Raw genomic sequence first — 26,320 nt, 5'->3', positions numbered from 1 at the left:
GGAGACCCCGGGTCGGTCCTTGACGGACAGGGTGGTCCAACGGCAAACTATTGGACCCCATTGGACAGGCTTGCCTGGATCATGTAGCCTATTGCTTTGCGCTGCCTTTTTCCTCGCCTCGGCTTCGGGTCTCGACTTGACTGGGGCGGCTTGGCGTGCGCTCCCAGCACCGATGTGATTTTGCGAGCCCGTGGAAGGACGCCCCTTGGTCGCCTCGCGCAACCCCCAGTCCGACAGCATTTCCAACGTCACCGGCCCCCGCCGCATCTCCTTCGCAAAGATCTCCGAGCCGCTCCAGGTTCCGGATCTGCTTGCGCTTCAGGTGGATAGTTTCGACTGGCTGGTCGGTAACGAAACCTGGCAGGCCCGTGTGGCCGCCGCCGAGGCCGAGGGGCGGTCGGACCTGTCCGGCCCCAGCGGCCTGGAAGAGATTTTCGAGGAGATCTCCCCGATCGAGGACTTCAGCGGCACCATGTCGCTGTCGTTCCGCGACCACCGCTTCGAGCCTCCGAAGAACACGGTCGACGAATGCAAGGAGCGCGACGTCACGTACTCCGCGCCACTGTTCGTCACCGCCGAGTTCATGAACAACGAAACCGGTGAGATCAAGAGCCAGACCGTCTTCATGGGCGACTTCCCGCTGATGACGCGCAAGGGCACCTTCGTCATCAACGGCACCGAGCGGGTCGTCGTGTCCCAGCTCGTCCGCTCGCCCGGTGTGTACTTCGAGCGCACCCCGGACAAGACGTCCGACAAGGACATCTTCACCGCCAAGATCATCCCGTCGCGCGGCGCGTGGCTGGAGTTCGAGGTGGACAAGCGCGACATGGTCGGCGTCCGCCTCGACCGCAAGCGCAAGCAGAACGTCACCGTGCTGCTCAAGGCGCTCGGCTGGACCGACGCGCAGATCCTGGAGGAGTTCGGCGAGTACGAGTCGATCCGGCTGACCCTGGAGAAGGACCACACCTCCGGGCAGGACGACGCGCTGCTGGACATCTACCGCAAGCTGCGTCCGGGTGAGCCGCCGACCCGCGAGGCCGCGCAGGCGCTGCTGGAGAACTACTACTTCAACGGCAAGCGCTACGACCTGGCCAAGGTCGGTCGCTACAAGATCAACAAGAAGCTCGGCCGTGACGAGGCGCACGACATGGCGGTGCTGACCGTCGACGACATCGTCGCCACGATCAAGTACCTGGTCGCGCTGCACGAAGGCAAGACCGAGCTGCCCGCACCGAAGGGCGAGATCGTCGTCGAGGAAGACGACATCGACCACTTCGGCAACCGCCGTCTGCGTACGGTCGGCGAGCTGATCCAGAACCAGCTCCGCACCGGCCTGGCCCGGATGGAGCGGGTGGTCCGCGAGCGGATGACGACCCAGGACGTCGAGGCGATCACGCCGCAGACCCTGATCAACATCCGTCCGGTGGTGGCGGCGCTGAAGGAGTTCTTCGGCACCTCCCAGCTGTCGCAGTTCATGGACCAGACGAACCCGGTCGCGGGTCTGACCCACAAGCGCCGGCTGAACGCGCTCGGCCCGGGTGGTCTGAGCCGTGAGCGGGCCGGCTTCGAGGTCCGCGACGTGCACCCGTCCCACTACGGCCGGATGTGCCCGATCGAGACCCCGGAAGGCCCGAACATCGGCCTGATCGGCTCGCTCGCGTCGTACGGCCGGGTGAACGCGTTCGGCTTCGTCGAGACGCCGTACCGCAAGGTCGTCGACGGCCAGGTCACCGACCAGGTCGACTACCTGACCGCCGACGAGGAGGACAGGTTCGTCATCGCGCAGGCCAACGCCGCGCTGAACGACGAGAACCGGTTCGCCGAGGAGCGCGTGCTGGTCCGTCGCCGCCACGGTGAGGTCGAGCTCGTGCCGGTCGACGACGTGGACTACATGGACGTCTCGCCGCGCCAGATGGTGTCGGTCGCGACGGCCCTGATCCCGTTCCTCGAGCACGACGACGCCAACCGCGCGCTGATGGGTTCGAACATGCAGCGCCAGGCGGTGCCGCTGATCACCTCGGACGCGCCGCTGGTCGGCACCGGCATGGAGTTCCGCGGTGCGGTCGACGCCGGAGACGTGGTTGTCTCCGACAAGGCGGGTGTGGTCAAGGAGGTCTCGGCCGACCTGATCGAGATCGCCGCCGACGACGGCACGTACCAGACCTACCGGATGGCGAAGTTCCGCCGCTCGAACCAGGGCACCTGCATCAACCAGCGTCCGCTGGTCGACGCCGGGCAGCGGGTCGAGGTCGGTACGCCGCTGGCCGACGGTCCGTGCACCGACGAGGGCGAGATGGCTCTCGGCCGGAACATGCTGGTCGCGTTCATGACGTGGGAGGGCTACAACTACGAGGACGCGATCATCCTCAGCCAGCGCGTCGTACAGCAGGACCTGCTGACCTCGATCCACATCGAGGAGCACGAGGTCGACGCTCGTGACACCAAGCTGGGTCCGGAGGAGATCACCCGGGACATCCCGAACGTCTCCGACGAGATGCTGTCCGACCTGGACGAGCGCGGCATCATCCGGATCGGCGCCGAGGTCACCACCGGCGACATCCTGGTCGGCAAGGTCACCCCGAAGGGCGAGACCGAGCTGACCCCGGAGGAGCGGCTGCTCCGCGCGATCTTCGGTGAGAAGGCGCGCGAGGTCCGCGACACGTCGCTGAAGGTGCCGCACGGCGAGGAGGGCACCGTCATCGGTGTCCGCGTCTTCGACCGCGACAACGGCGACGAGCTGCCGCCGGGCGTCAACCAGCTGGTCCGCGTGTACGTGGCCCAGAAGCGGAAGATCTCGGTCGGCGACAAGCTGGCCGGCCGGCACGGCAACAAGGGCGTCATCTCCAAGATCCTTCCGGTCGAGGACATGCCGTTCCTCGAGGACGGCACCCACGTCGACGTGATCCTCAACCCGCTGGGCGTGCCCGGCCGGATGAACGTCGGCCAGGTGCTGGAGACCCACCTCGGCTGGATCGCCTCCCGCGGCTGGGAGGTCGACCCGGAGAACGAGGAGGAGTGGGCGCAGCGGCTGATCAAGATCGGCGCCGGCTCGGCCGAGCCGATGACGAACGTCGCCACCCCGGTCTTCGACGGCGCGACCGAGGACGAGGTCACCGGCCTGCTGTCCTCCACGCTGCCGAACCGGGACGGTGTCCGGATGGTCAACGGGCAGGGCAAGGCGCGCCTGTTCGACGGCCGTTCGGGTGAGCCGTTCCCGGACCCGATCGGTGTCGGCTACATGTACATCCTGAAGCTGCACCACCTGGTCGACGACAAGATCCACGCGCGTTCGACCGGTCCGTACTCGATGATCACGCAGCAGCCGCTGGGCGGTAAGGCCCAGTTCGGCGGCCAGCGGTTCGGCGAGATGGAGGTGTGGGCCCTCGAGGCCTACGGTGCCGCCTTCGCGCTGCAGGAACTGCTGACGATCAAGTCCGACGATGTCGTCGGCCGGGTCAAGGTGTACGAAGCGATCGTCAAGGGCGAGAACATCCCGGAGCCGGGTATCCCGGAGTCGTTCAAGGTTCTGGTCAAGGAAATGCAGTCCCTCTGCCTCAATGTCGAGGTGCTCTCGTCCGACGGAAGCCGGGTCGAGATGCGCGACAGCGAGGAGGACGTCTTCCGGGCGGCAGAGGAACTGGGCATCGACCTGTCCCGGCGCGAGCCGAACAGTGTCGAGGAGGTCTGAGCGGGTTGCCGCTTGAGATCAACAACCAACTCACTCAGACCACTTTTAGCAACGGGAGATAACACATCGTGCTCGACGTGAACTTCTTCGACGAGCTTCGGATCGGCCTGGCGACCGCGGATGAGATCCGCCAGTGGTCGCACGGCGAGGTCAAGAAGCCGGAGACGATCAACTACCGGACGCTCAAGCCCGAGCGTGACGGTCTCTTCTGCGAGAAGATCTTCGGTCCCACCCGGGACTGGGAGTGCTACTGCGGCAAGTACAAGCGCGTTCGCTTCAAGGGCATCATCTGCGAGCGGTGTGGCGTCGAGGTCACCCGCTCCAAGGTGCGCCGCGAGCGGATGGGCCACATCGAGCTGGCCGCGCCGGTCACCCACATCTGGTACTTCAAGGGTGTCCCGTCGCGGCTCGGCTACCTGCTCGACCTCGCCCCGAAGGACCTGGAGAAGGTCATCTACTTCGCGGCGTACATGATCACCGACGTCGACGACGAGGCCAGGCACCGCGACCTGTCCTCGCTCGAGGGCCGGGTGGACGTGGAGCGCAAGCAGCTCGAGAACCGTCGTGACAACGACATCGAGCAGCGGATGAAGAAGCTCGAGGAGGACCTGGCGCAGCTCGAGGCCGAGGGCGCCAAGGCCGACGTACGCCGCAAGGTGAAGGAAGGCGCCGAGCGTGAGGTCAAGCAGCTGCGCGACCGCGCGCAGCGCGAGATCGACCGGCTCGACGAGGTCTGGACCCGGTTCAAGAACCTCAAGGTCCAGGACCTGGAGGGCGACGAGATCCTCTACCGCGCCATGAAGGAGCGGTTCGGCAAGTACTTCGAGGGCGCCATGGGTGCCGCCGCGATCCAGCGCCGGCTGGAGACCTTCGACCTGAAGGCCGAGGCGGACAACCTGCGCGAGACGATCAAGACCGGTAAGGGCCAGCGCAAGACGCGTGCCCTGAAGCGGCTCAAGGTCGTCACGGCGTTCCTGGCCACCAACAACAGCCCGATGGGCATGGTGCTCGACTGCGTCCCGGTGATCCCGCCGGACCTGCGGCCGATGGTTCAGCTCGACGGTGGCCGGTTCGCCACCTCGGACCTGAACGACCTGTACCGCCGGGTGATCAACCGGAACAACCGGCTCAAGCGGCTGCTCGACCTGGGCGCGCCGGAGATCATCGTCAACAACGAGAAGCGGATGCTGCAGGAGGCCGTCGACGCGCTGTTCGACAACGGCCGCCGTGGTCGTCCGGTCACCGGCCCGGGCAACCGGCCGCTGAAGTCGCTGTCCGACATGCTCAAGGGCAAGCAGGGCCGGTTCCGTCAGAACCTGCTGGGCAAGCGCGTCGACTACTCGGGCCGTTCGGTCATCGTGGTCGGCCCGCAGCTGAAGCTGCACCAGTGCGGTCTGCCGAAGGCGATGGCGCTGGAGCTGTTCAAGCCGTTCGTGATGAAGCGGCTGGTCGACCTCAACCACGCGCAGAACATCAAGTCCGCCAAGCGGATGGTCGAGCGTCAGCGCGCCCAGGTCTGGGACGTGCTGGAAGAGGTCATCACCGAGCACCCGGTTCTGCTCAACCGTGCACCAACCCTGCACCGGCTGGGTATCCAGGCGTTCGAGCCGCAGCTGATCGAGGGCAAGGCGATCCAGATCCACCCGCTCGTCTGCTCCGCGTTCAACGCGGACTTCGACGGTGACCAGATGGCGGTGCACCTGCCGCTGTCGGCCGAGGCGCAGGCCGAGGCCCGGATCCTGATGCTGTCGACCAACAACATCCTGAAGCCGGCCGACGGCCGTCCGGTCACGATGCCGACGCAGGACATGATCATCGGCATCTACTTCCTGACGATGCTGAAGGACGGCGCCAAGGGCGAGGGCCGGGCGTTCAGCTCGGTGGCCGAGGCGATCATGGCCTTCGACCGCCACGAGCTGGCGCTGCAGGCCAAGATCACGCTGCGGCTGAGCGGTTCCGCGGCACCGGCCGAGGCGGTCGAGCTGGCCGACGGCGGCTTCGCGCTGGAGACCACGCTGGGCCGGGCGCTGTTCAACGAGGCGCTGCCGGCGGACTACCCGTTCGTCGACACCGAGGTGGGCAAGAAGCAGCTCGGCGGGATCGTCAACGACCTGGCGGAGCGGTACACCAAGGTCGAGGTCGCACACGCCCTCGACGCGCTGAAGGACCTCGGTTACTACTGGTCCACCCGTTCCGGGGTGACCGTGTCGATCGACGACTTCAGCACGCCGCCGTCCAAGCCGGAGATCATGGCTCGGTACGAGGCCCAGGCCGAGAAGGTCCAGAAGCAGTTCGAGCGGGGTCTGATCACCTCGTCCGAGCGGCGCCAGGAGCTGATCGAGATCTGGACCGGCGCCAACGCCGAGGTCGGTAAGGCGATGGAGGAGAACTTCGCCAAGGACAACCCGATCTGGATGATGGTGCACTCCGGTGCCCGAGGCAACATGATGCAGATCCGGCAGATCTCCGGTATGCGTGGTCTGGTGGCCAACCCGAAGGGCGAGATCATCGCCCGGCCGATCAAGTCCAACTTCCGCGAGGGCCTGTCGGTGGTCGAGTACTTCATCGCCACCCACGGTGCGCGGAAGGGTCTGGCCGACACCGCGCTGCGGACCGCCGACTCGGGTTACCTGACCCGTCGTCTGGTGGACGTCTCGCAGGACGTGATCATCCGCGAGGAGGACTGCGGCACCGAGCGGGGCCTGCCGAAGCAGATCGGCGAGAAGGACCCGAGCGGCAAGGTCGTGCACGCCGAGAACGTGGAGACCAGCGCGTACGCGCGGACCCTGGCCACCGACGCCCTGGACGCCGACGGCAACGTCGTGCTCGCCGGCGGCGCCGACCTGGGTGACGTGTCGATCGCGAAGCTGGTCGCGGCCGGGATCGAGGAGGTCAAGGTCCGGTCGGTGCTCACCTGTGACGCCAAGACCGGTACCTGCGCGAAGTGCTACGGCCGTTCGCTGGCGACCGGTAAGCCGGTCGACATCGGCGAGGCGGTCGGCATCATCGCGGCGCAGTCCATCGGTGAGCCGGGTACGCAGCTGACGATGCGTACCTTCCACACCGGTGGTGTCGCGGGTGATGACATCACCCACGGTCTGCCGCGTGTCGTCGAGCTGTTCGAGGCCCGCCAGCCCAAGGGCAAGGCGCCGATCTCGGAGGCCGCCGGCCGGATCTCGATCGAGGACACCGACAAGACCCGGAAGCTGGTGCTCACCCCGGACGACGGTTCCGAGGAGGTCGCCTACCCGGTGTCGAAGCGTGGCCGCCTGCTGATCGAAGAGGGTCAGCACGTCGAGGTCGGTCAGCAGCTGACGCAGGGTACGCCGGACCCGCAGGAGGTTCTGCGGATCCTGGGCGTCCGCAAGGCGCAGGAGCACCTGGTGGACGAGGTCCAGGAGGTGTACCGGTCGCAGGGTGTGGCCATCCACGACAAGCACATCGAGATCATCGTCCGGCAGATGCTGCGCCGGGTCACGGTGATCGAGTCGGGCGACGCCCAGCTGCTGCCGGGTGAGCTCGCGGACCGGATCATGTTCGAGGCGGAGAACCGCCGCGTCGTGGCCGAGGGCGGTACGCCGGCCTCGGGTCGTCCGGTGCTGATGGGTATCACCAAGGCCTCGCTGGCGACCGAGTCGTGGCTGTCGGCCGCCTCCTTCCAGGAGACGACCCGCGTCCTCACCGAGGCCGCGATCCACGGCAAGTCCGACTCGCTGGTCGGTCTGAAGGAGAACGTCATCATCGGCAAGCTGATCCCGGCCGGTACGGGCATGGACCGTTACCGCAACATCCGGGTGGAGCCCACCGAGGAGGCGAAGGCCGCGATGTACTCGATGGTCGGCTACGAGTCGTACGACTACGACTTCGGCCCGTCCTCGGGCCAGTCGGTCCCGCTCGACGACTTCGACCTCGGTTCGTACCAGAACTGATTCGCAGTCACAACGCCGAGGGCGGCATCCCCATCCGGGGGTGCCGCCCTCGCGGCATTTCGGGGCCCTGACGGAGGCGGCTGGGAAAGACACTCGGGGTGGCGGCTGAAAGTGTGCGCGGGATAGGCCAAGATTGGTGCATGACGGATCTGCCGGCCTACCTGCGGCCTTTCGTCTTGGGGGTTCTGGATGGTCCCGATGTACGTGTCGATCGCTTGGGGGAGATCGACCTGTACCGCCCGCCCGGGACCGCCCGAGGCGGTGCAATTCTCTTTGTGCACGGGGGTCCTGGACCTGCCGGTCTCGAGGTCATGCCTCGGGAGTGGCCGGTCTACAAGGGTTATGCGACCGCTGCCGCCAGGCGTGGCCTGGTTGCAGCGGTCGTCGACCACAGCCTGATCCACGGTCTCGACCGGCTGGTCGCGGCCGCGGACGAGGTGGAGGCCGCGGTCGGCGTACTGCGTTCGGATCCGCGGGTGGACCCTGATCGGGTCGGCCTGTGGTTCTTCTCCGGCGCCGGCCTGCTGGCCGGGGAGTGGCTGGACAGCCGCCCCGACTGGTTGCGGTTCGTCGCCCTGACCTACCCCCTGCTCGCCACCCCGCCCGGTGTCGACGATTTGGTAACCGCCGCCGAAGTGATCGGCAAACACAAGGACCTGCCGGTTTTGCTGACCAGAGCTGGACTCGAGCGTGAGGAGCTCGCCGGTCCGGTCGCGGAGTTCGTTTCCGCGGGAGGCGCCGCGCTGGACATCATCGACGTACCGAAAGGGCACCACGGGTTCGACATGCTCGACCACACCGAAGAATCACGCGCCGCCGTCACCAAGGCTCTGGACTGGGCTATTGCCCACCTCGGCCAGGAGCCCGGTGACGACGGCAAGCTCCTCGTCCCACCCCCGGCCACCAAGAAGACGACCTCGACCCGGCGGACGACGTCCGCCGCCAAACCGGCCACAGCGGTCAAGGAGACGTCTGCCGGCCCCGCTACCCGGCAGACCCCACCCCCGGCCCCCAAAGCCATTCCAGCTCCTTCTGTAGCGCCTTCTGTGGCTCCTTCTGCAGTTCCCTCGACAGCTCCCTCTGCAGCTTCTGTGCAGGCTCCGCTGGCCGACCTGGGGATGGCGACGGTCGCGGCCGTCACCGCCGACACCCCGGCAGCCCGGGTGATCAGCCGCGAGCACGCCGCGTTCGACGCGCACGACCTCGAGGCGTTCCTGGCCATGTACTCGCCGACGGCGCGGATCCTGCTCGCCGACGGCACCGAGCTGAAGGGCCGGCGGTTCCTGCGCGAGCACTACCGCCCGCGCTTCGACGCCGGCCAGTGCAAGACCGAAGTCGTCCAGCGGCTGATGCTGGGGGAGTGGGTCGTCGAGCACGTGGTGTCGTACGACGACGGCGGGCCCACCCCGCAGCTCGGTCTGTACCGCGTCGTCGACGGCCTGATCACCGACGTCGAGTTCCGCGCCTGACTCCTGATCGACAGTCCCTCCGAGTTCGAGCGGGCGGCCGAGGACCTCTCGGCCGCCCGTCTGCATGAGACGGCGATCCACCTGGTGGACCCGACTCAGACCTGACTGGTCGCAGCCGAACAGGGTTGATCCCGGTCCCGGGCAAGCCGGGGAGGCGGTCCTGTCAGGGGCGCGTCGGAGCTCGATCTGTGCCTGTGGAAGCGTTTTCCGAGGGCGGTTCCGGCGGTCGGCGCGACGCCGGTGTGGTGGCCGGTTCGCTCGCGGGAAGAGCCACTCCGCGAGCCCTGTACACTGGAAAAGCGGAAGCTCCTCGACCCCGGTCGATTACTCATTTTGACCGTGCTTGAGGCACCCGCTAGTCTTAACGATCGTGCCCGGGGTCTTCCTTGGGCCGTCATGCGTGCCCCTCGTCCAACGGGTCGGGCCGCGTGACACGGGACTTCTTGCCGACAGTCTTGAGATTAAGGCCTCGGTGCGCCCGTGTGCACGCGACACACCCGACCGCGGGGGTCAGGTAAGAGCAACAAACCCAGCCGGACGACAGAAAGAGACCCACGCGGTGCCCACCATTAACCAGCTGGTCCGCAAGGGCCGCCAGGACAAGGTGTCCAAGAACAAGACGCCGGCCCTGAAGGGTTCCCCTCAGCGTCGTGGTGTGTGCACGCGCGTCTACACAACCACGCCGAAGAAGCCGAACTCGGCGCTTCGTAAGGTTGCGCGTGTCCGCCTGACCAGCGGTATCGAGGTCACCGCCTACATTCCCGGCGTCGGCCACAACCTGCAGGAGCACTCGATCGTGCTCGTTCGCGGCGGCCGCGTGAAGGACCTCCCGGGTGTCCGGTACAAGATCATCCGCGGTTCGCTCGACACCCAGGGTGTGAAGAACCGGAAGCAGGCTCGCAGCCTGTACGGCGCGAAGAAGGAGAAGAGCTAATGCCGCGCAAGGGCCCGGCCCCGAAGCGCCCGGTCATCATCGACCCGGTCTACAGTTCGCCGCTCGTCACCCAGTTGATCTCGAAGATCCTGGTCGACGGCAAGAAGCAGATCGCACAGAGCATCGTGTACAGCGCGCTCGAGGGCACTCGCACCAAGACCGGCACCGACCCGGTGATCACGCTGAAGCGTGCGCTGGACAACGTGAAGCCGAGCATCGAGGTGAAGAGCCGCCGCGTCGGTGGTGCCACGTACCAGGTGCCGATCGAGGTCAAGCCCGGCCGGTCCACCACGCTGGCGCTGCGCTGGCTGACGACGTACTCGCGGGCTCGTCGCGAGAAGACCATGTCCGAGCGGCTGATGAACGAGATCCTGGACGCGTCCAACGGTCTCGGTGCGTCGGTGAAGCGCCGCGAGGACACGCACAAGATGGCCGAAGCCAACAAGGCTTTCGCCCACTACCGCTGGTGATCCGGGGTCCGATCCGGACCCCAGCGCTCACCCCTTTGAAGCAAGACAGAATCGAGAGGTAGACCACCGAGGTGGCCGTACAAATCACCACCGACCTGGCCAAGGTCCGCAACATCGGGATCATGGCCCACATCGACGCCGGCAAGACGACGACGACCGAGCGGATCCTCTTCTACACCGGTATCACCTACAAGATCGGTGAGGTCCACGACGGCGCCGCCACGATGGACTGGATGGAGCAGGAGCAGGAGCGCGGCATCACGATCACGTCCGCCGCGACGACCTGCACCTGGAAAGACCACACCATCAACATCATCGACACCCCGGGGCACGTCGACTTCACCGTCGAGGTGGAGCGCTCGCTGCGCGTCCTCGACGGCGCTGTCGCGGTGTTCGACGGTGTCGCCGGCGTTGAGCCGCAGTCCGAGACCGTGTGGCGCCAGGCGGACCGGTACGGCGTGCCGCGGATCTGCTTCGTCAACAAGCTGGACCGGACCGGCGCGGAGTTCATGCGCTGTGTCGACATGATCGTCGACCGGCTGGCCGCGGTGCCGCTGGTGCTGCAGTTGCCGATCGGATCCGAGGCCGACTTCATCGGTGTCGTCGACCTGGTCGGCATGCGCGCGCTGACGTGGCGTGGCGAGACCACGATGGGTGAGGACTACACCGTCGAGGAGATCCCGGCCACCCACACCGAGATCGCCGCCGAGTGGCGCGACAAGCTGATCGAGACGCTGGCCGAGGCCGACGACGAGATCATGGAGATGTACCTGGAGGGCGACGAGCCCACCCAGGAGCAGATCGTCGCGGGTATCCGGCGGGCGACCATCGCCAGCAAGCTGACCCCGGTGCTGACCGGCACCGCGTTCAAGAACAAGGGCGTCCAGCCGCTGCTCGACGCGATCAACGCCTACCTGCCGAGCCCGCTCGACGTCCCGGCCATCGAGGGCCACGACGTCAAGGACCCGGAGGCCGTCGTACTGCGCAAGCCGTCCGACGACGAGCCGTTCTCGGCGCTGGCGTTCAAGATCGCGGCCGACCCGCACCTGGGCAAGCTGACCTTCATCCGGGTGTACTCGGGCAAGCTCGAGACCGGCACCCAGGTGATGAACCCGACCAAGGGCCGCAAGGAGCGGATCGGCAAGATCTACCGCATGCACGCGAACAAGCGTGAGGAGATCGCGTCGATCGGCGCCGGCCACATCGTCGCCGTGATGGGTCTGAAGGACACCACCACCGGTGAGACGCTGTGCGACCCGGCCAAGCAGGTCGTGCTGGAGTCGATGCAGTTCCCGGCCCCGGTCATCTCGGTCGCCATCGAGCCCAAGTCGAAGGCCGACCAGGAGAAGCTGGGCGTCGCGATCCAGCGGCTGGCCGAGGAGGACCCGACCTTCCAGGTCCGGACCGACGAGGACACCGGCCAGACGATCATCGCCGGCATGGGCGAGCTGCACCTCGAGGTGCTGGTCGACCGGATGAAGCGCGAGTTCCGCGTCGAGGCCAACGTCGGCAAGCCGCAGGTCGCCTACCGCGAGACCATCAAGAAGAAGGTCGAGAAGGTCGACTACACGCACAAGAAGCAGACCGGTGGTTCGGGTCAGTTCGCGCGCGTGATCATCGACATCGAGCCGACTTCGGTCGAGGCCGGTGGCGAGGGTGGCTACGAGTTCGTCAACGCCGTCACCGGTGGCCGCATCCCCCGGGAGTACATCCCGTCGGTGGACGAGGGCGCCCAGGAGGCGATGGAGTTCGGCGTACTGGCCGGCTACCCGATGGTGGACGTCAAGGTGACGCTGCAGGACGGCGCCTACCACGACGTCGACTCCTCGGAGCTCGCGTTCAAGATCGCCGGTTCGATGGCGTTCAAGGACGCCGCGCGCCGCGCGACCCCGGTCATCCTCGAGCCGATGTTCGACGTCGAGGTGATCACCCCCGAGGACTACATGGGTGAGGTGATCGGCGACCTGAACTCGCGCCGTGGCCAGATCCAGTCCATGAACGAGGGTCCCGGCGGCAGCCGGGCGGTCAAGGCCCTGGTGCCGTTGTCCGAGATGTTCGGGTATGTCGGTGACCTGCGGTCGAAGACCCAGGGCCGCGCGTCCTACTCGATGCAGTTCGATTCCTACGCCGAGGTTCCGAAGAACGTGGCGGAAGAGATCATCAAGAAGGCCCGCGGCGAGTAATCTCGCTCCGGTCCAACCAACCCACAGCGCGTCGGCGTACGGCGTAAGTCAACATTTTCCAGGAGGGCCCCAGTGGCTAAGGCGAAGTTCGAGCGGACTAAGCCGCACGTCAACATCGGCACCATCGGTCACATCGACCACGGTAAGACCACTCTTACCGCGGCGATCACCAAGGTGCTGCACGACAAGTACCCGACGCTCAACGAGGCATCGGCCTTCGATCAGATCGACAAGGCGCCGGAAGAGCGTCAGCGCGGTATCACCATCTCCATCGCGCACGTCGAGTACCAGACCGAGGCCCGGCACTACGCCCACGTCGACTGCCCGGGTCACGCGGACTACATCAAGAACATGATCACCGGTGCGGCCCAGATGGACGGCGCGATCCTGGTCGTTGCCGCCACCGACGGCCCGATGCCGCAGACGCGTGAGCACGTGCTGCTCGCCCGTCAGGTCGGCGTGCCGGCGATGGTCGTCGCGCTGAACAAGTGCGACATGGTCGACGACGAGGAGATCCTGGAGCTCGTCGAGCTCGAGGTTCGCGAGCTGCTCTCGGAGCAGGAGTTCGACGGCGACAACGCGCCGATCGTGCGGGTTGCCGCACACCCGGCGCTGCAGGGCGACGCCAAGTGGGGCGAGTCGATCATCGAGCTGATGGACGCGGTCGACTCCTACATCCCGCAGCCGGAGCGCGAGATCGACAAGCCGTTCCTGATGCCGGTGGAGGACGTCTTCACCATCACGGGTCGCGGCACGGTCATCACCGGCCGGATCGAGCGCGGTGTCATCAAGGTCAACGAGACCGTGGACATCGTCGGCATCCGTCCGGAGAAGCAGACCACCACGGTCACCGGTATCGAGATGTTCCGCAAGCTCCTCGACGAGGGCCAGGCCGGTGAGAACGTCGGTCTGCTGCTCCGTGGTACGAAGCGCGAGGACGTCGAGCGCGGCATGGTCGTCATCAAGCCGGGCACCACGACCCCGCACACCAACTTCGACGCCTCGGTCTACATCCTGTCGAAGGAGGAGGGCGGCCGGCACACGCCGTTCTTCCAGAACTACCGTCCGCAGTTCTACTTCCGGACCACGGACGTCACCGGCGTCGTCACGCTGCCCGAGGGCACCGAGATGGTCATGCCGGGCGACAACACCGACATGTCGGTCGAGCTGATCCAGCCGATCGCCATGGAGGAGGGTCTGAAGTTCGCGATCCGTGAAGGTGGCCGCACCGTCGGCGCCGGCCGGGTCACCAAGATCGTCAAGTGATCTCACGAGGTCCGCGAGGGCTCGCAGTCTGAGCCCCGCGGACCTCTGCTTTGCGCCTGATCCGGCGCTCAGGTGGTACCGGATCAGGCGTGGAGCCACCCGATTGGCGTTTCGGCGCCGATCTCTGGCACAATATTCAGGTTGCTCAGGCGAGGCCGCCGGGGTGCGCCCCAGATCTTCCGATCTGGCTGGTGCGCCGGACCGGAGACCATGCCGAGGTTCGGTCCGAGACCGGGCCCCGATCACCATCCCAGGTCGAAGAAGCGGTGGGTCACGCGCGTGCCGCGTACGCGACACACCCGACCGCGGGGGTCGGAGCAACGCACCGAAAGACGATAGAGAAGGACGAAGCGAAGCGATGGCGGGACAGAAGATCCGCATCCGGCTGAAGGCCTACGACCACGAGGTCATCGACAGCTCGGCACGCAAGATTGTCGACACGGTGACGCGTACTGGTGCGAAGGTTGCTGGCCCGGTGCCGTTGCCGACGGAAAAGAACGTGTTCTGCGTCATCCGCTCGCCGCACAAGTACAAGGACAGCCGCGAGCACTTCGAGATGCGCACCCACAAGCGGCTCATCGACATCATCGACCCCACGCCGAAGACCGTCGACTCGCTGATGCGTCTCGACCTGCCGGCCGGCGTCGACATCGAGATCAAGCTCTGAGGGACGCGAACAGCCAATGAGCACTGCTACCAAGAACACGCGCGGTCTGCTGGGCACCAAGCTCGGCATGACCCAGACCTGGGACGAGAACAACCGTGTCGTCCCCGTCACCGTGATCCAGGCCGGGCCCTGTGTCGTCACCGGTGTCCGCACCGCGGACCGCGACGGCTACGACGGCGTCCAGATCGCTTTCGGCGACATCGACCCGCGCAAGGTGACCAAGCCCCTGCGCGGCCACTTCGACAAGGCCGGCGTGACGCCGCGGCGCCACCTGCTGGAGCTGCGCACCGCCGACGCCAGCGAGTACACGCTGGGCCAGGAGATCAAGGCCGAGGCCTTCGAGGCCGGTGAGCGGGTCGACGTTTCCGCGACCAGCAAGGGCAAGGGTTTCGCCGGCGTCATGAAGCGGCACGGCTTCGGCGGTCTGCGGGCCACCCACGGTGTGCACAAGAAGCACCGTTCGCCGGGCTCCATCGGCGGCTGCGCAACCCCGGGCCGGGTTTTCAAGGGTCTGCGGATGGCCGGCCGGATGGGTGGCGAGCAGGTCACCACGCAGAACGTCTCCGTGCACGCGATCGACACCGACCGCGGCCTGATCCTGCTGAAGGGTGCGGTTCCCGGCCCCAAGGGCGGCCTGGTGCTGATCCGCAACGCCGCGAAGGGAGCTGCGAAGTGAGCACCGTCGACGTCGTCGCCGTCAAGGGCGACAAGGTCAGCAAGAAGGGTTCCGCCGAGCTTCCGGCCGAGCTGTTCGACGTCCAGGTCAACGTGCCGCTGATCCACCAGGTCGTGGTGGCCCAGCTGGCGGCGGCCCGTCAGGGTACGGCCAAGGCCAAGAGCCGGGGCGAGGTGTCCGGCGGTGGCGCCAAGCCGTACCGCCAGAAGGGCACCGGTCGCGCCCGCCAGGGTTCGACCCGCGCGCCGCAGTTCACCGGTGGTGGCGTCGTCCACGGCCCGGTGCCGCGCGACTACAGCCAGCGGACCCCGAAGAAGATGATCGCCGCCGCGCTCCGCGGCTCGCTGTCGGACCGGGCCCGCGACGGCCGCGTGTTCGTCGTCGAGAGCTTCGTGGACGGCGACACGCCCTCCACCAAGTCGGCGCTGAACGTGCTCTCCCAGGTCACCGACCCGGGTAAGGCGCTGGTCGTGGTCGACCGCGCCGACGAGCTGACCTGGCTGAGCCTGCGCAACGTGCAGCACGTGCACCTGATCGCGGCCGACCAGCTCAACGCGTACGACGTGCTGTGCAGCGACGCGGTCGTGTTCACCAAGAGCGCGCTCGACTCGTTCGTCGCCGGCGCGCCCAAGGGCAAGTCCGTCAAGGCCGTCGCTACGTCGACTGAGGCCGAGGAGGTAGAAGCATGAGCCACGGAGTCAACAAAGACCCCCGCGACGTGCTGCGCCGGCCGGTCGTGAGCGAGAAGAGCTACGGCCTGCTGGACGAGCAGAAGTACACGTTCGAGGTCGACCCGGACGCCAACAAGACCGAGATCAAGCTCGCGGTCGAGAAGGTGTTCAAGGTCAAGGTCGCCGACGTCAACACGCTGAACCGCAAGGGCAAGCGCCGCCGTACCCGCAGTGGCTTCGGCAAGCGCCCCGACACCAAGCGGGCGATCGTGACCCTCAAGGGCGACGACCGCATCGATATCTTCGGAGGCCAGTCGTAATGGGAATCCGCAAGTACAAGCCGACGACCCCGGGCCGCCGTGGCTCGAGCGTGGCCGACTTCGTCGAGCTCACCCGTTCGACCCCCGAGAAGTCGCTGCTGCGTCCGCTGCCGAAGAAGGGCGGCCGGAACAACTCCGGCAAGATCACCACCCGGCACCACGGTGGCGGTCACAAGCGGGCGTACCGGCTGATCGACTTCAAGCGGTACGACAAGGACGGCGTGCCGGCCAAGGTCGCGCACATCGAGTACGACCCGAACCGCACCGCGCGGATCGCGTTGCTGCACTACGTGGACGGCGAGAAGCGCTACATCCTCGCCCCGTCGAACCTGCAGCAGGGCACGGTCGTCGAGAACGGCCCGGCCGCGGACATCAAGGTCGGCAACAACCTGCCGCTGCGCAACATCCCGGTCGGTTCCACCATCCACGCGGTCGAGCTGCGGCCGGGCGGTGGCGCCAAGATGGCCCGCTCCGCCGGTTCCAGCATCCAGCTGGTCGCGAAGGAAGGCCGGATGGCCACCCTGCGGATGCCGTCCGGCGAGGTCCGGATGGTCGACGTGCGCTGCCGCGCCACCCTCGGTGAGGTCGGCAACGGCGAGCAGTCGAACATCAACTGGGGCAAGGCGGGCCGGATGCGCTGGAAGGGCAAGCGCCCGACCGTCCGCGGTGTCGCGATGAACCCGGTCGACCACCCGCACGGTGGTGGTGAGGGTAAGACCTCGGGTGGTCGCCACCCGGTGTCCCCGTGGGGTCAGCCTGAGGGCCGCACCCGCACCCGCAAGGAAAGCGACCGCATGATCGTCCGGCGCCGCAAGGCCGGCAAGAAGCGCTGATAGGAGCCGGCCAGAATGCCACGCAGCCTGAAGAAGGGCCCGTTCGTCGACCACCACCTCGCGAAGAAGGTGGAGGTGCAGAACGAGAAGGGCACCAAGAACGTCATCAAGACCTGGTCCCGCCGATCGATGATCGTGCCGGACATGATCGGCCACACGATTGCGGTGCACGACGGCCGCAAGCACGTGCCGGTGTTCGTGACGGACGCGATGGTCGGGCACAAGCTCGGCGAGTTCGCACCGACCCGGACGTTCAAGGGTCACGAGAAGGACGACCGGAAGTCACGGCGTCGCTGATCCTCAGGGACAGTGACGAAGCGAAAGCAACCTACGGAGAGATTCGAACATCATGAGCGTTCAAGAGCGTAGGGCGATCAGCGCCCGTCGCGAGAGCCTGCTGGGCGACGAGCCCGGGGCCTTCGCGGTCGCGCGCTTCGTCCGCGTGACGCCGATGAAGGCGCGCCGCGTGGGTGATCTGGTGCGCGGTCTGGGCGTCGACGACGCACTCGCCACTCTGAAGTTCGCCCCGCAGGCCGCTGCCGCGACCGTGTACAAGGTCGTCGACAGCGCCGCGGCGAACGCCGAGGGCACCGAGCACCTGAGCCGGGCCGACCTGGTCGTGGCCAAGGTCCTCGTGGACGAAGGGCCGACGTTGAAGCGTCACCGCCCGCGTGCGCAGGGCCGGGCCACCCGGATCGACAAGCGGACCAGCCACATCACCATCGTGGTCACCCCGCGGGTCACCGACGAGCCGGTCGAGAAGGCCCCGGCCAAGAAGTCGGCCGCCAAGAAGTCCGCGGACACCGCGGCGACGGCGAAGAAGGCTCCCGCCAAGAAGACGGCCAAGAAGGCCGCCGACACGGCAGAGGCCGCCGAGAAGCCGGCCAAGAAGGCGACCGCGAAGAAGTCGGCCGCCAAGAAGGCCACCGCTGAGAAGAAGGAGTCCTGACGTGGGACAGAAGGTAAACCCGCACGGGTTCCGTCTCGGCATCAGCACCGACCACAAGAGCCGTTGGTACGCCGACAAGCTGTACAAGGACTACGTGGGTGAGGACGTCAAGATCCGCCGCCTGCTGAGCAAGGGCATGGAGCGCGCCGGCATCTCCCGCGTGGAGATCGAGCGCACCCGTGACCGGGTCCGGGTCGACATCCACACCGCCCGTCCGGGCATCGTGATCGGCCGCCGTGGCGCCGAGGCGGACCGCATCCGCGGATCGCTGGAGGAGCTCACCGGCAAGCAGGTGCAGCTGAACATCCTCGAGGTGAAGAACTCCGAGGTCGACGCGCAGCTGGTCGCACAGGGTGTGGCCGAGCAGCTGTCCGGCCGCGTGGCGTTCCGCCGCGCGATGCGCAAGGCGATGCAGACCACCATGCGTGGCGGCGCCCTGGGCATCCGGATCCAGTGCTCCGGCCGGCTCGGTGGCGCGGAAATGTCGCGGTCGGAGTTCTACCGCGAGGGCCGCGTCCCGCTGCACACGCTGCGGGCCGACATCGACTACGGCTTCTACGAGGCCCGCACGACCTTCGGCCGGATCGGCGTGAAGGTCTGGATCTACAAGGGCGACGTCGCCGGCACCCGCGCCGAGCGGGAGGCGCAGGCCGCTGCCCGCGCCGCCACCCAGCAGCGTGGCCGTCCGGCCCGTCGTGACGGTGGCGACCGCGGCGACCGTGGTGGTCGCGGTGGAGACCGTGGCGGCCGTGGTGGCCGTGGCGACGACCGTCGGGACAACGCGCGCAACACCAACGCGGCTCCGGCCGCCGAGGCTGCGCCGGCTGCCGACAAGGCCGCCGAGACGACCGGAACGGAGAGCTGACCGATGCTCATCCCCCGCAAGGTCAAGCACCGCAAGCAGCACCACCCGAAGCGCTCCGGCGCTGCCAAGGGCGGTACGACGCTGGCGTTCGGTGACTTCGGTATCCAGGCGCTGGAGAACCACTACGTCACCAACCGGCAGATCGAGGCCGCGCGTATCGCGATGACCCGGCACATCAAGCGTGGCGGCAAGGTGTGGATCAACATCTACCCGGACCGTCCGCTGACCAAGAAGCCTGCCGAGACCCGGATGGGTTCCGGTAAGGGTTCGCCGGAGTGGTGGATCGCCAACGTCAAGGCCGGCCGCGTGCTGTTCGAGCTCTCCGGCGTGCCGGAGGACATCGCTCGCGAGGCGATGCGCCGCGCGATCCACAAGTTGCCGATGAAGTGCCGCTTCATCTCCCGAGAGGCAGGTGAGAACTGATGGCTACCCTGACCGCCGCCGAGCTGCGGAACCTCGGGCGGGACGAGCTGATGACCAAGCTCGGTGAAGCCAAGGAGGAGCTGTTCAACCTCCGGTTCCAGGCTGCCACGGGCCAGCTGGAGTCCCACGGCCGGCTGCGCGCCGTCCGCAAGGACATCGCCCGCATCTACACGGTGCTGTCCGAGCGTGCGCTCGGGATCACCGAGGAGGTCGACGCCCCGGTTGCCGAGGCGGAGTCCGACGAGACTGCGGACGACAGTGAGAAGGCCAACGCATGACCGAGAACGTGAAGGACGAGACCGTGAGCACGACCACCGAGGCGCGAGGCCGCCGGAAGACCCGTGAGGGTCTGGTGCTGAGCGACAAGATGGACAAGACCGTCACCGTCGAGGTCGAGGACCGGGTCAAGCACAAGCTGTACGGCAAGGTCATCCGGCGGACGAGCAAGCTCAAGGCGCACGACGAGCAGAACGCCGCCGGCATCGGCGACCGCGTCCTCCTGATGGAGACCCGGCCGCTGTCGGCGACCAAGCGCTGGCGCGTCGTCGAGATTCTCGAGAAGGCCAAGTAGTTCCCGGCCCCCGGCCGGAAACCATTCGAAATTATTCGTTCCGCAAGGCTCACGTGAGTGAGAACCAGCGAGACAACCAGGAGATCAACAGATGATCCAGCAGGAGTCGCGACTGAAGGTCGCCGACAACACGGGTGCCAAGGAGATCTTGTGCATCCGCGTTCTCGGTGGCTCCGGTCGGCGCTACGCCGGTGTCGGTGACACGATCGTCGCCACCGTCAAGGACGCGATCCCCGGCGGCGGTGTGAAGAAGGGTGACGTCGTGAAGGCGGTCGTCGTGCGGACCGTGAAGGAGCGCCGGCGTCCGGACGGCTCCTACATCCGCTTCGACGAGAACGCCGCGGTGATCCTGAAGGCCGACGGCGAGCCGCGCGGCACCCGTATCTTCGGGCCGGTCGGCCGGGAGCTGCGGGAGAAGCGCTTCATGAAGATCATCTCGCTCGCGCCGGAGGTGCTCTGAGATGGCCCAGCAGAAGAAGCTGCACGTGAAGAAGGGCGATCAGGTTCGTGTGATCGCCGGTAAGTCCAAGGGCCTCGAGGGCAAGATCATCCAGGTCTTCCCCGACGACGAGAAGGTCATCGTCGAGGGCGTCAACCGGGTGAAGAAGCACACCAAGGTGCAGCAGGCCCAGCGCGGCGGCACCACCGGTGGCATCGTCACCCAGGAAGCCCCGATCCACGTCTCGAACGTGGCGCTTCTGGTCGAGGTCGAGAAGGACGGCAAGAAGCAGAAGGTGACCACCCGCGTCGGCTACAACCGCGTCGAGGTGCAGAAGCGCCGGCCGGACGGTTCGACGTACACCGGTTTCCGGAGCGTCCGGATCGCTCGGAAGACCGGCGAGGAGATCTGATGACCACCGCAGTAACGGAGAACAAGGTCCAGCCGCGGCTGAAGACGAAGTACCGCGAGGAGATCGTCGGCAAGCTGCAGGACGAGTTCCACTACGCCAACGTCATGCAGGTGCCCGGGCTCACCAAGATCGTGGTGAACATGGGTGTCGGTGAGGCGGCGCGTGACTCCAAGCTGATCGAGGGCGCGGTGAAGGACCTGGCCGCGATCACCGGCCAGAAGGCCCAGGTCACCAAGGCCCGCAAGTCGATCGCGCAGTTCAAGCTGCGCGAGGGGATGCCGATCGGCGCCCACGTGACGCTGCGCGGCGACCGGATGTGGGAGTTCCTGGACCGGCTGCTGGCGCTCGCGCTGCCCCGGATCCGCGACTTCCGCGGCCTGTCCCCGAAGCAGTTCGACGGCACCGGGAACTACACCTTCGGTCTGACCGAGCAGGTGATGTTCCACGAGATCAACCAGGACCGCATCGACCGGGTCCGGGGTATGGACATCACCGTGGTGACCACCGCGAAGAACGACGACGAGGGTCGGGCCCTGCTGCGGGCGCTCGGCTTCCCGTTCAAGGAGAACTGACGTGGCGAAGACAGCACTCAAGGTCAAGCAGGCCCGGAAGCCGAAGTTCGCGGTGCGCGGTTACACGCGCTGCCAGCGCTGCGGCCGGCCGAAGGCGGTCTTCCGCAAGTTCGGCCTGTGCCGGATCTGCCTGCGGGAGATGGCGCACCGGGGCGAGCTGCCCGGTGTGACCAAGTCCAGCTGGTGACCGTCTCCACCCCCGAACTTCTCCCCATTCAAAATCTAGTCACCGTAGGTCGCCGCACGGCGAAACCACGGCGGGAAAGAGGCCCCAGGCCATGACGATGACCGACCCGATCGCAGACATGTTGACGCGTCTGCGGAACGCCAACCAGGCGTACCACGAGTCGACCGCGATGCCGTACAGCAAGATCAAGCAGGGTATCGCCGACATTCTCCAGCAGGAGGGCTACATCGCCTCCTACAAGGTGGAGGAGCCCAAGGAGGGCGCCGTCGGCAAGACCCTCATCGTGGACCTCAAGTTCGGCCCGAGCCGGGAGCGCTCCATTGCGGGCGTCCGCCGGATCAGCAAGCCGGGCCTGCGGGTCTACGCGAAGTCGACCAGCCTGCCCAAGGTCCTCGGTGGCCTGGGCGTCGCGATCATCTCGACGTCCCAGGGACTGCTGACCGACCGTCAGGCCAAGAACAAGGGCGTTGGCGGGGAAGTCCTCGCCTACGTCTGGTGACGAAGAACCGGAAGGAGGACCACTGAAATGTCTCGCATCGGTAAGCTCCCGGTCACGGTCCCGTCCGGCGTCGACGTCACGATCGACGGCCAGACGGTCACTGTGAAGGGTCCGAAGGGTCAGCTGTCGCACGTCGTCGCTGAGCCGATCGCGGTCGACCGCGACGAGGACGGCGCGATCGCCGTCACCCGTCCGGACGACCAGCGCAAGAGCAAGGAACTGCACGGTCTGTCCCGCACCCTGATCGCCAACCTGGTGACCGGTGTCACGGACGGCTACGAGAAGAAGCTCGAGATCGTCGGCGTCGGGTACCGCGTCCTGGCCAAGGGACCGACCCAGCTGGAGTTCTCGCTCGGGTACAGCCACACCATCACGGTGGACGCGCCGGAAGGCATCACGTTCAACGTGGAGGCGCCGACCCGGTTCTCGGTGATCGGCATCGACAAGCAGTCGGTCGGTGAGGTCGCCGCCAACATCCGCAAGCTGCGTAAGCCCGAGCCGTACAAGGGCAAGGGTGTGCGGTACGCCGGCGAGCAGGTGCGCCGCAAGGTCGGAAAGGCTGGTAAGTAACCCATGGCGATCGGACTGCGTCCGCACAAGCACTCCGCCAAGAAGACGGCTTCCCGGCTGCGTCGGCAGATCCGGGTCCGGAAGAAGATCAGCGGCACGGCCGAGCGGCCGCGGCTGGTGGTCACCAAGTCCTCGAGGCACCTGTTCGTTCAGGTCATCGACGACGTGGCCGGCAAGACGCTGGTCTCCGCCTCCACCATGGAGGCCGACCTGCGCGGCGCCGAGGCCAGCAAGACCGACAAGGCCAAGACCGTCGGTGGCCTGATCGCCGACCGGGCCAAGGCTGCCGGGATCGACTCGGTCGTGTTCGACCGGGCCGGGAACAAGTACCAGGGCCGCATCGCAGCCCTGGCCGACGCCGCCCGCGAGGGCGGGCTCGGCTTCTGATGGCGACAAGGGAAGAAGGTAGTTCCGTGAGCGAGCGCCAGCGAGTGAACCAGAAAGCACAGCAGCGCTCCGCGAATGGAATCGCCGAGCGAAGCGAGGAGATGAAATGAGCGGAGGCCAGCAGCGTCGCGGAGGCGGCGCCGGTGGTGAGCGCCGTGGCCGCGACGGTGGTCGCGGTCAGCAGGCGGACAAGACCGCCTACATCGAGCGCGTGGTAGCCATCAACCGTGTCGCCAAGGTCGTGAAGGGTGGTCGTCGCTTCAGCTTCACCGCCCTCGTGGTCGTCGGTGACGGTGAAGGCACCGTCGGTGTGGGTTACGGCAAGGCCAAGGAGGTGCCCGCGGCGATCGCCAAGGGCGTCGAGGAGGCCAAGAAGGCGTTCTTCAAGGTGCCGAGGATCCAGGGCACCATCCCGCACCCGGTCCAGGGCGAGAAGGCCGCAGGCGTTGTGATGCTGCGTCCGGCCGCTCCCGGTACCGGTGTGATCGCGGGTGGCTCGGCGCGCGCCGTACTGGAGTGCGCCGGGATCCACGACATCCTGAGCAAGTCGCTGGGCTCGTCCAACTCCATCAACGTGGTGCACGCCACCGTTGAGGCGTTGCGCAGCCTGGAGACCCCGGAGGCCGTGGCCGCGCGCCGTGGTCTGCCGGTCGAGGACGTCGCTCCGGCGGCCCTGCTGAAGGCCCGGGCGGAGGTGTCGTCCTGATGGCACGCCTGAAGGTGACCCAGACCCGTTCCGGCATCGGTGGCAAGCAGAACCAGCGCGACACGCTGCGTACCCTGGGCGTCAAGCGGATCGGCGACACCGCCGTCCACGAGGACAAGCCTGAGGTTCGCGGCATGGTCCGTGCGGTTCGCCACCTCATCACCGTCGAGGAGGTCGACTGACATGGCGCTCAAGGTTCATCACCTGCGTCCGGCGCCCGGTGCCAAGACCGCCAAGACCCGCGTGGGTCGTGGTGAGGGCAGCAAGGGCAAGACGGCCGGCCGCGGTACCAAGGGCAGCAAGGCCCGCAACAACATCCCCGAGTGGTTCGAGGGTGGCCAGATGCCGCTGCACATGCGGCTGCCGAAGCTGAAGGGCTTCAAGAGCAGGAACCGGGTGGAGTTCCAGGTCGTTAACCTGGACAAGCTCGGACAACTGTTCCCCGAAGGTGGCGAGGTCGGCGTAGCCGAACTGGTCGCCAAGGGCGCGGTCCGTCGTGGTCAGCCGGTCAAGGTGCTGGGTGACGGCGAACTGACCGTGGCTCTGCAGGTCTCGGCGCACAAGTTCTCCAAGTCCGCCACGGACAAGATCCAGGCGGCCGGGGGAACCACGACCGAGGTGTGACACGTGGTCCAGGGCTCGTAACGCCCGGTGCTTGATATCCTGCGCCGGTCGGACGAGCCCTGGCTCGTCTCTTGCCCAGCGGCTTAGCTAGGCCCCTGCCGTGCCTGCGGCGAGGGAAACTTGTGGGAGGACAGGGTGTTAGGCGCCTTTGCCAACGCGTTCAAGACTCCGGACCTGCGCCGGAAGATCTTGTTCGTGCTCTTCATCGTCGTGATCTTCCGGATCGGCTCGGTCGTGCCGGCCCCGGGCGTGAACGTTCAGTCGCTGCACACCTGTATCAAGATCTCGCAGGGCGGCGCGAACGCGAACCTCTACAACCTGATCAACCTGTTCTCCGGCGGTGCGCTGCTGCAGCTCGCGATCTTCGCGCTCGGCATCATGCCGTACATCACCGCCAGCATCATTCTGCAGCTGCTCACCGTGGTGATCCCGCGGCTGGAGTCGCTGAAGAAGGAGGGCCAGGCGGGACAGGCCAAGATCACCCAGTACACCCGGTTCCTGACCGTCGGTCTGGCGATCCTGCAGTCGACCGCGTTCGTGGCGCTGGCCCGGACCCCGGGCCGGCTGTTCCAGGGCTGCACCGAGCCGCTGCTGTACAAGGACGACTGGTTCACGATCAGCGTGATGGTGCTGACCATGACCGCTGGCACCGGCGTGATCATGTGGCTCGGTGAGCTGATCACCGACCGCGGCGTCGGCAACGGTATGTCGATCCTGATCTTCACCCAGATCGTCGCCACCTTCCCGACCCAGCTGTGGAGCATCCGCAAGCAGAAGGGTGTTGCCACGTTCGTCGTGGTGATCGCGATCGGGTTGGTCATCATGGCCGCGGTCATCTTCATCGAGCAGGCCCAGCGCCGGATCCCGGTGCAGTACGCCAAGCGGATGGTCGGCCGGAAGATGTTCGGCGGTACGTCGACGTACATCCCGCTGAAGGTCAACCAGGCCGGCGTCATCCCGGTGATCTTCGCGTCCAGCCTGCTGTATCTCCCCGTCCTGGTCAGTCAGTTCCAGCAAGGCAAGGGCTGGTCGAACTGGATCCAGGGCAACTTGGTCAAGGGCGACCACCCGATCTACATGGTGACGTACGTCGCCCTGATCATCTTCTTCACGTACTTCTACGTCTCGATCACCTTCAACCCGAAGGAGGTCGCGGACAACATGAAGAAGTACGGCGGCTTCATTCCGGGCATCCGGGCGGGTCGGCCGACGGAGGAATACCTCAAGTACGTGTTGGACCGCATCACGCTGCCGGGCGCGATCTACCTCGCGGCGATCTCGATGATCCCGCTGGTCGCTCTCGTACTGCTGAACGCGAACCAGAACTTCCCCTTCGGTGGTACGTCGATCCTGATCATGGTCGGCGTCGGTCTCGACACGGTGAAGCAGATCGAGTCTCAGCTGCAGCAGCGAAACTACGAAGGGTTCCTGCGCTGATGAGAATGTTGCTGATGGGTCCGCCCGGGGCGGGCAAGGGCACGCAGGCAAAGGTGCTTGCGCAACGCCTGAATATCCCGGCCGTGTCCACCGGCGACATCTTCCGTGCGAACGTCAAGGACGAGACGCCGCTGGGCGTCGAGGCCAAGCGGTACATGGATGCCGGCGACTACGTCCCGGACGAGATCACGAACGCCATGGTGCGCGACCGGCTGTCCGAGGCCGACGCGGGCGAGGGCTTCCTGCTCGACGGGTATCCGCGGACGCTGGCCCAGGTGGGCACGCTGGACGAGATCCTGGCCGACCACGGCCACAAGCTGGATGCGGTGGTCGCGCTGGTCGCCGATATCGACGTGCTCGTCGAGCGGATGACCAAGCGGGCGCACATCGAAGGCCGGACCGACGATTCCGAAGAGGTCGTCCGGCACCGGCAGGACGTCTACACCGCCGAGACCAAGCCGCTGCTGCAGGTGTACGCCGAGCGCGGACTGCTGGTGGAGGTCGACGGTGTCGGCGAGATCGACGAAGTGAGCGAGCGGGTGCTCGCCGCGCTGAAGACCGTCACCGAATAAG

Annotated in this window: 29 protein-coding genes and 1 pseudogene; all 30 read left to right on the top strand. The window is 66.7% G+C overall.

Going from position 1 to position 26,320, the window contains the following annotated elements:
* Window positions 1-205: 205 nt before the first annotated feature.
* Complete coding sequence (gene rpoB, locus AB0J62_RS06045) at window positions 206-3,688, top strand: DNA-directed RNA polymerase subunit beta (RefSeq protein WP_363864885.1); 3,483 nt, start codon at window positions 206-208, stop codon at window positions 3,686-3,688.
* Between the two features lie 68 nt (window positions 3,689-3,756).
* Entirely contained in the window at window positions 3,757-7,617 is a 3,861-nt protein-coding gene (locus tag AB0J62_RS06040) for a DNA-directed RNA polymerase subunit beta' (protein ID WP_363864883.1), read from the top strand.
* A gap of 311 nt (window positions 7,618-7,928) precedes the next feature.
* Window positions 7,929-9,086 carry a nuclear transport factor 2 family protein gene (locus AB0J62_RS06035; RefSeq protein ID WP_363864881.1) on the top strand — a complete coding sequence of 386 codons (1,158 nt, stop codon included), beginning with the start codon at window positions 7,929-7,931 and terminating at the stop codon, window positions 9,084-9,086.
* 559 nt (window positions 9,087-9,645) lie between these two features.
* Window positions 9,646-10,020 (top strand): 30S ribosomal protein S12, encoded by a 375-nt coding sequence (gene rpsL / locus AB0J62_RS06030; protein ID WP_130384649.1) that lies wholly within the window; start codon window positions 9,646-9,648, stop codon window positions 10,018-10,020.
* Window positions 10,020-10,490 carry a 30S ribosomal protein S7 gene (gene rpsG, locus AB0J62_RS06025; protein WP_131286359.1) on the top strand — a complete coding sequence of 157 codons (471 nt, stop codon included), beginning with the start codon at window positions 10,020-10,022 and terminating at the stop codon, window positions 10,488-10,490. The genes rpsL and rpsG overlap by 1 nt, the downstream gene beginning before the upstream one ends.
* Window positions 10,491-10,561: 71 nt before the next feature.
* Complete coding sequence (gene fusA, locus AB0J62_RS06020) at window positions 10,562-12,673, top strand: elongation factor G (protein ID WP_363864879.1); 2,112 nt, start codon at window positions 10,562-10,564, stop codon at window positions 12,671-12,673.
* Window positions 12,674-12,745: 72 nt separating this feature from the next.
* Window positions 12,746-13,939 carry an elongation factor Tu gene (gene tuf, locus AB0J62_RS06015; protein ID WP_134107166.1) on the top strand — a complete coding sequence of 398 codons (1,194 nt, stop codon included), beginning with the start codon at window positions 12,746-12,748 and terminating at the stop codon, window positions 13,937-13,939.
* Between the two features lie 358 nt (window positions 13,940-14,297).
* Window positions 14,298-14,606, top strand: a complete 309-nt coding sequence (rpsJ, locus tag AB0J62_RS06010) for a 30S ribosomal protein S10 (protein ID WP_012923688.1) — start codon at window positions 14,298-14,300, stop codon at window positions 14,604-14,606.
* 16 nt (window positions 14,607-14,622) lie between these two features.
* Window positions 14,623-15,282 carry a 50S ribosomal protein L3 gene (rplC, locus tag AB0J62_RS06005; RefSeq protein WP_134107168.1) on the top strand — a complete coding sequence of 220 codons (660 nt, stop codon included), beginning with the start codon at window positions 14,623-14,625 and terminating at the stop codon, window positions 15,280-15,282.
* Entirely contained in the window at window positions 15,279-15,971 is a 693-nt protein-coding gene (gene rplD / locus AB0J62_RS06000) for a 50S ribosomal protein L4 (protein ID WP_363864876.1), read from the top strand. Before rplC ends, rplD begins: the two co-directional genes overlap by 4 nt.
* Window positions 15,968-16,273 (top strand): 50S ribosomal protein L23, encoded by a 306-nt coding sequence (gene rplW, locus AB0J62_RS05995; RefSeq protein WP_130441500.1) that lies wholly within the window; start codon window positions 15,968-15,970, stop codon window positions 16,271-16,273. Before rplD ends, rplW begins: the two co-directional genes overlap by 4 nt.
* Complete coding sequence (gene rplB / locus AB0J62_RS05990; protein WP_130441498.1) at window positions 16,273-17,106, top strand: 50S ribosomal protein L2; 834 nt, start codon at window positions 16,273-16,275, stop codon at window positions 17,104-17,106. Before rplW ends, rplB begins: the two co-directional genes overlap by 1 nt.
* A gap of 15 nt (window positions 17,107-17,121) precedes the next feature.
* Window positions 17,122-17,403 (top strand): 30S ribosomal protein S19, encoded by a 282-nt coding sequence (gene rpsS, locus AB0J62_RS05985; protein ID WP_130441496.1) that lies wholly within the window; start codon window positions 17,122-17,124, stop codon window positions 17,401-17,403.
* 52 nt (window positions 17,404-17,455) lie between these two features.
* Window positions 17,456-17,896 (top strand): annotated as a pseudogene (rplV, locus tag AB0J62_RS05980) (50S ribosomal protein L22); the annotation flags it as partial.
* Between the two features lie 160 nt (window positions 17,897-18,056).
* The gene (gene rpsC / locus AB0J62_RS05975; protein WP_134107176.1) at window positions 18,057-18,920 is read left to right on the top strand and encodes a 30S ribosomal protein S3; all 864 of its coding nucleotides are present in this window, start codon (window positions 18,057-18,059) and stop codon (window positions 18,918-18,920) included.
* 3 nt (window positions 18,921-18,923) lie between these two features.
* A complete protein-coding gene (rplP, locus tag AB0J62_RS05970) occupies window positions 18,924-19,343 on the top strand; it encodes a 50S ribosomal protein L16 (RefSeq protein WP_134107178.1) in 420 nt (139 codons plus the stop codon).
* Window positions 19,343-19,621: a 50S ribosomal protein L29 gene (gene rpmC, locus AB0J62_RS05965; protein WP_134107180.1), complete on the top strand. Its 279-nt coding sequence runs from the start codon at window positions 19,343-19,345 to the stop codon at window positions 19,619-19,621. Before rplP ends, rpmC begins: the two co-directional genes overlap by 1 nt.
* Window positions 19,618-19,914, top strand: a complete 297-nt coding sequence (rpsQ, locus tag AB0J62_RS05960) for a 30S ribosomal protein S17 (RefSeq protein ID WP_134107182.1) — start codon at window positions 19,618-19,620, stop codon at window positions 19,912-19,914. The genes rpmC and rpsQ overlap by 4 nt, the downstream gene beginning before the upstream one ends.
* 91 nt (window positions 19,915-20,005) lie before the next feature.
* A complete protein-coding gene (rplN, locus tag AB0J62_RS05955; RefSeq protein ID WP_012923677.1) occupies window positions 20,006-20,374 on the top strand; it encodes a 50S ribosomal protein L14 in 369 nt (122 codons plus the stop codon).
* A 1-nt stretch (window position 20,375) separates the two neighbouring features.
* Complete coding sequence (rplX, locus tag AB0J62_RS05950) at window positions 20,376-20,765, top strand: 50S ribosomal protein L24 (RefSeq protein WP_134107184.1); 390 nt, start codon at window positions 20,376-20,378, stop codon at window positions 20,763-20,765.
* Window positions 20,765-21,337: a 50S ribosomal protein L5 gene (gene rplE, locus AB0J62_RS05945; RefSeq protein ID WP_134107186.1), complete on the top strand. Its 573-nt coding sequence runs from the start codon at window positions 20,765-20,767 to the stop codon at window positions 21,335-21,337. The genes rplX and rplE overlap by 1 nt, the downstream gene beginning before the upstream one ends.
* A gap of 1 nt (window position 21,338) precedes the next feature.
* A complete protein-coding gene (locus AB0J62_RS05940) occupies window positions 21,339-21,524 on the top strand; it encodes a type Z 30S ribosomal protein S14 (protein WP_012923674.1) in 186 nt (61 codons plus the stop codon).
* Window positions 21,525-21,615: 91 nt separating this feature from the next.
* Window positions 21,616-22,023, top strand: a complete 408-nt coding sequence (rpsH, locus tag AB0J62_RS05935) for a 30S ribosomal protein S8 (RefSeq protein WP_134107189.1) — start codon at window positions 21,616-21,618, stop codon at window positions 22,021-22,023.
* A gap of 27 nt (window positions 22,024-22,050) precedes the next feature.
* Entirely contained in the window at window positions 22,051-22,593 is a 543-nt protein-coding gene (gene rplF, locus AB0J62_RS05930; protein WP_363864869.1) for a 50S ribosomal protein L6, read from the top strand.
* Window positions 22,594-22,596: 3 nt separating this feature from the next.
* A complete protein-coding gene (rplR, locus tag AB0J62_RS05925; RefSeq protein ID WP_363864867.1) occupies window positions 22,597-22,980 on the top strand; it encodes a 50S ribosomal protein L18 in 384 nt (127 codons plus the stop codon).
* Between the two features lie 106 nt (window positions 22,981-23,086).
* Window positions 23,087-23,686, top strand: a complete 600-nt coding sequence (gene rpsE / locus AB0J62_RS05920) for a 30S ribosomal protein S5 (protein ID WP_134107195.1) — start codon at window positions 23,087-23,089, stop codon at window positions 23,684-23,686.
* Complete coding sequence (gene rpmD / locus AB0J62_RS05915) at window positions 23,686-23,868, top strand: 50S ribosomal protein L30 (protein WP_020388092.1); 183 nt, start codon at window positions 23,686-23,688, stop codon at window positions 23,866-23,868. Before rpsE ends, rpmD begins: the two co-directional genes overlap by 1 nt.
* A 1-nt stretch (window position 23,869) precedes the next feature.
* Window positions 23,870-24,310, top strand: a complete 441-nt coding sequence (gene rplO, locus AB0J62_RS05910) for a 50S ribosomal protein L15 (RefSeq protein WP_130441472.1) — start codon at window positions 23,870-23,872, stop codon at window positions 24,308-24,310.
* Between the two features lie 135 nt (window positions 24,311-24,445).
* Window positions 24,446-25,747: a preprotein translocase subunit SecY gene (gene secY, locus AB0J62_RS05905; protein WP_134107199.1), complete on the top strand. Its 1,302-nt coding sequence runs from the start codon at window positions 24,446-24,448 to the stop codon at window positions 25,745-25,747.
* Complete coding sequence (locus AB0J62_RS05900) at window positions 25,747-26,319, top strand: adenylate kinase (RefSeq protein WP_363864863.1); 573 nt, start codon at window positions 25,747-25,749, stop codon at window positions 26,317-26,319. Before secY ends, AB0J62_RS05900 begins: the two co-directional genes overlap by 1 nt.
* The last annotated feature ends 1 nt before the right edge of the window (window position 26,320 follow it).

The sequence above is a fragment of the Kribbella sp. NPDC049584 genome (assembly GCF_040675555.1).
Classification (GTDB): Bacteria; Actinomycetota; Actinomycetes; order Propionibacteriales; family Kribbellaceae; genus Kribbella.
This window is presented reverse-complemented; position numbering and strand designations above follow the sequence as displayed.